This is a genomic window from Chthoniobacter flavus Ellin428 (assembly GCF_000173075.1).
Taxonomy (GTDB): Bacteria; Verrucomicrobiota; Verrucomicrobiia; order Chthoniobacterales; family Chthoniobacteraceae; genus Chthoniobacter; species Chthoniobacter flavus.
Map to the genome: position 1 here is coordinate 1 of NZ_ABVL01000059.1, position 5,569 is coordinate 5,569.

1 protein-coding gene is annotated in these 5,569 nt (G+C 63.5%); it reads right to left on the bottom strand.

The annotated features are described in order from the left end of the window. Positions 1-5,569 (bottom strand): DUF5801 repeats-in-toxin domain-containing protein (locus CFE428DRAFT_RS40200; RefSeq protein ID WP_237705595.1); only part of this gene is annotated, 5,569 nt, incomplete at both ends.

The window sequence follows — 5,569 nt, forward strand, 5'->3', positions numbered from 1 at the left end:
TCGTCCACGTTGAGCGCGGTCGCTGTCCCCACCGCCGTAATGCTCGGGCCATCGTCATGAATGCTCACATGCGAGCCCAGATCGATGCTCGCCGCCTGATGATCCCCGTCCGCATCGGTGATCGTCGCCGTCAAGGTCACCAAACCGGAGGTCAGCGAAACCGCTTCGTTACTGTCCACCGGCGAGTCCGCCGAACCTTGATGCACCGAACGGTCCAGGGTCGCGGTCACGTTGCCCGATCCATCCACCGACAAGGTGAACTCGATCGGTCCCGTCGCCGCGGTCGCCGAGGTCGTGCCTTCGCGCGCCACCACCGCACCACTCTCCAGGAACAGGAACACATGATTGCCCGTGAGCGAGTCGATCAACCCGCTGTCCACTCCACTCGAACTGACTGACAGCCCATAGCTGACGCTCGCTCCGTCCGCTCCGTTCACATGGGTGAACGCTCCGGCAAATGCCTCCGTGTCCACGGTCGAGCCCGCAGGACCGGTCCCCGATCCCGTTGGCAGGAAGCTTTCGTCCACATTGAGCGCCGTCGCTGTCCCCACCGCCGTGATGCTCGGACCATCGTCATGGATGCTCACATGCGAGCCCAGATCGATGCTCGCCGCTTGATGATCACCGTCCCCATCCGTAATCGTTGCCGTCAACGTGACGAGACCGGAGGTCAGCGAGACCGCTTCGTTGCTGTCCACCGGCGCGTCCGCCGAACCTTGATGCACCGAGCGATCCAGCGTCGCGGTCACGTTGCCCGATCCATCCACCGACAAGGTAAACTCAATCGGTCCGGTCGCCGCGGTTACCGAGGTCGTCCCTTCGCGCGCCACCACCGCGCCACTCTCCAGGAACAGGAAGACATGATTGCCGGTCAGCGAGTCAATCAACCCGCTGTCTACTCCGCTCGCACTCACTGACAGCCCGTAGCTGACGCTCGCTCCGTCGGCTCCGTTCACATGGGTGAACGCTCCAGCAAACGCTTCCGTATCGGTCGTCGAGCCGGCAGGACCGGTCCCCGATCCCGTCGGCAGGAAACTCTCGTCCACGTTCAGCGCCGTCGCTGTGCCCACCGCCGTGATGCTCGGGCCATCGTCATGAATGCTCACATGCGAACCGAGATCGATGCTCGCAGCCTGATGATCCCCATCCCCATCGGTGATCGTCGCCGTCAAGGTGACCAAACCGGAAGTCAGCGAAACGGCTTCGTTGCTATCCACCGGCGAGTCTGCAGAACTCTGGTGTACCGAGCGGTCGAGGGTCGCGGTCACGTTACCCGATCCATCCACCGAAAAGGTAAACTCAACCGGCCCGGTCGCCGCGGTTACCGAGGTCGTGCCCTCGCGGGCTACGACCGCACCGCTCTCCAGGAACAGGAACACGTGGTTGCCCGTCAGCGAGTCGATCAACCCGCTGTCCACTCCACTCGCACTGACCGACAGCCCATAGCTGACGCTTGCTCCATCCGCTCCGTTCACATGGGTGAATGCCCCGGCAAATGCCTCCGTGTCCACCGTCGAGCCCGCAGGACCGGTCCCCGACCCCGTCGGCAGGAAGCTCTCGTCCACATTGAGCGCCGTCGCCGTCCCCACCGCCGTGATGCTCGGACCGTCGTCATGGATGCTCACATGCGAGCCCAAGTCGATGCTCGCCGCCTGATGATCACCGTCCGCATCGGTGATCGTTGCCGTCAAGGTGACCAAACCGGAGGTCAGCGAGACGGCTTCGTTGCTATCGACCGGCGCGTCCGCCGAACTTTGATGCACCGAGCGGTCGAGCGTCGCCGTCACGTTACCCGATCCATCCACCGACAAGGTGAACTCAATCGGTCCGGTCGCCGCGGTTGCCGAGGTCGTGCCTTCGCGCGCCACCACCGTACCGCTCTCCAGGAACAGGAAGACATGATTGCCCGTCAGCGAGTCGATCAACCCGCTGTCCACTCCACTCGCGCTGACCGACAGTCCGTAGCTGATACTCGCACCATCCGCTCCGTTCACGTGGGTGAACGCTCCGGCAAACGCTTCCGTATCGGTCGTCGAGCCGGCAGGACCGGTCCCCGATCCCGTCGGCAGGAAGCTTTCGTCCACATTGAGTGCCGTCGCGGTGCCCACCGCCGTGATGCTCGGACCATCGTCATGAATGCTCACATGCGAGCCCAGATCGATGCTCGCCGCCTGATGATCACCGTCCGCATCCGTGATCGTCGCTGTCAAGGTGACGAGCCCGGAGGTCAGCGAGACCGCTTCGCTGCTGTCGACCGGCGAGTCCGCCGAACTCTGGTGTACCGAGCGGTCCAACGTCGCGGTCACGTTGCCCGATCCATCCACCGACAAGGTGAACTCAACCGGTCCCGTCGCCGCGCTCGCCGAAGTCGTTCCTTCACGGGCCACGACCGAACCGCTCTCCAGGAACAGGAAGACATGATTGCCCGTCAGCGAGTCGATCAACCCGCTGTCTACTCCACTCGCACTCACCGATAACCCATAGCTAATGCTCGCTCCGTCGGCCCCGTTCACATGGGTGAACGCCCCGGCAAACGCCTCCGTGTCCACCGTAGAACCCGCCGGGCCCGTCCCCGATCCCGTCGGCAGAAAGCTTTCGTCCACGTTCAGCGCCGTCGCCGTCCCCACGGCCGTGATGCTCGGGCCATCGTCATGAATGCTCACATGCGAGCCCAAATCGATGCTCGCCGCCTGATGATCACCGTCCGCATCGGTGATCGTTGCCGTCAAGGTGACCAACCCGGAGGTCAGCGAGACCGCCTCGTTGCTGTCCACCGGCGAGTCTGCAGAACTCTGGTGTACCGAGCGGTCGAGGGTCGCGGTCACGTTGCCGGTTCCATCCACCGACAAGGTGAACTCGATCGGCCCCGTCGCCGCGGTTACCGAGGTCGTGCCCTCGCGCGCCACCACCGCACCACTCTCCAGGAACAGAAACACGTGGTTACCCGTCAACGAGTCGATCAATCCGCTGTCTACTCCGCTCGCACTCACCGATAACCCGTAGCTGACGCTCGCTCCGTCCGCTCCGTTCACATGGGTGAACGCCCCGGCAAACGCTTCCGTGTCCACCGTCGAGCCCGCAGGACCGGTCCCCGATCCCGTCGGCAGGAAGCTCTCGTCCACGTTCAGTGCCGTCGCTGTACCCACCGCCGTAATGCTCGGTCCATCGTCATGGATGCTCACATGCGAGCCCAGATCGATGCTGGCCGCCTGATGATCCCCATCCGCATCCGTGACCGTTGCCGTCAAGGTGACCAACCCGGAGGTCAGCGAGACCGCTTCGTTGCTATCCACCGGCGAATCCGCCGAACCTTGATGCACCGAGCGATCCAGCGTCGCGGTCACGTTGCCCGATCCATCCACCGACAGCGTGAACTCAACCGGCCCCGTTGCCGCCGTCGACGAAGTCGTCCCTTCGCGCGCCACCACCGCACCACTCTCCAGGAACAGGAACACATGATTGCCGGTCAACGAGTCAATCAACCCGCTGTCCACTCCACTCGAACTCACCGAAAGCCCATAGCTGACGCTCGCTCCGTCCGCTCCGTTCACATGGGTGAACGCTCCGGCAAATGCCTCCGTGTCCACGGTCGAGCCCGCAGGACCGGTCCCCGATCCCGTTGGCAGGAAGCTTTCGTCCACATTGAGTGCGGTCGCTGTACCCACGGCCGTGATCGTCGGGCCATCGTCATGAATGCTCACATGCGAACCCAGGTCGATGCTCGCCGCTTGATGATCCCCGTCTGCATCGGTGATTGTCGCCGTCAAGGTGACCAATCCGGAAGTCAGCGAGACCGCTTCGTTGTTGTCCACCGGCGAGTCCGCCGAACCTTGATGCACCGAGCGGTCGAGGGTCGCGGTCACATTGCCTGATCCATCCACCGACAAGGTGAACTCGATCGGTCCCGTCGCCGCGGTCACCGAAGTCGTGCCTTCTCGCGCTACGACCGCACCGCTCTCCAGGAACAGGAATACATGGTTGCCACTCAGCGAGTCGATCAATCCGCTGTCCACTCCACTCGAACTCACCGACAGTCCATAGCTGACGCTCGCACCATCCGCTCCGTTCACGTGGGTGAACGCGCCGGCGAATGCCTCCGTGTCCACCGTCGAACCCGCAGGGCCCGTCCCCGATCCCGTCGGCAGGAAGCTCTCGTCCACGTTGAGTGCGGTCGCTGTACCCACGGCCGTGATGCTCGGACCATCGTCATGGATGCTCACATGCGAGCCGAGATCGATGCTCGCTGCTTGATGATCACCGTCCGCATCGGTAATCGTTGCCGTCAAGGTGACCAATCCGGAAGTCAGCGAGACCGCTTCGTTGCTATCGACCGGCGAGTCCGCCGAACCTTGATGTACCGAGCGATCCAGCGTCGCCGTCACGTTGCCCGATCCATCCACCGACAAGGTAAACTCAACCGGTCCCGTCGTCGCCGTCGCCGAGGTCGTCCCTTCGCGCGCCACCACTGCACCGCTCTCCAGGAACAGGAACACATGATTGCCGGTCAACGAGTCAATCAACCCGCTGTCCACTCCACTCGCACTGACCGACAGCCCATAGCTGACGCTTGCTCCATCCGCTCCGTTCACGTGGGTGAACGCCCCGGCAAACGCTTCCGTGTCCACCGTCGAGCCAGCAGGGCCCGTCCCTGATCCGGTCGGCAGGAAACTTTCGTCCACGTTGAGCGCGGTCGCCGTCCCCACCGCCGTGATACTCGGACCGTCGTCATGGATGCTCACATGCGAGCCCAGATCGATGCTGGCCGCTTGATGATCACCATCCGCATCCGTGATCGTCGCCGTCAGCGTGACCAAACCGGAGGTCAGCGAGACCGCTTCGTTGCTGTCCACCGGCGAATCCGCAGAACTTTGATGCACCGAACGGTCGAGGGTCGCGGTCACATTGCCTGATCCATCCACCGACAAGGTGAACTCAACCGGCCCGGTTGCCGCGGTTACCGACGTCGTCCCTTCGCGCGCCACCACCGCACCGCTCTCCAGGAACAGGAACACGTGGTTGCCCGTGAGCGAGTCAATCAACCCGCTATCTACTCCACTCGCACTCACCGACAGCCCGTAGCTGACGCTTGCTCCATCGGCTCCGTTCACATGCGTGAACGCCCCGGCAAAAGCTTCCGTATCGGTCGTCGAGCCGGCAGGACCGGTCCCCGATCCCGTCGGCAGGAAGCTTTCGTCCACGTTGAGCGCGGTCGCTGTCCCCACCGCCGTAATGCTCGGGCCATCGTCATGAATGCTCACATGCGAGCCCAGATCGATGCTCGCCGCCTGATGATCCCCGTCCGCATCGGTGATCGTCGCCGTCAAGGTCACCAAACCGGAGGTCAGCGAAACCGCTTCGTTACTGTCCACCGGCGAGTCCGCCGAACCTTGATGCACCGAACGGTCCAGGGTCGCGGTCACGTTGCCCGATCCATCCACCGACAAGGGAACTCGATCGGTCCCGTCGCCGCGGTCGCCGAGGTCGTGCACTTCGCGCGCCACCACCGCACCACTCTCCAGGAACAGGAACACATGATTGCCCGTGAGCGAGTCGATCAACCCGCTGTCCA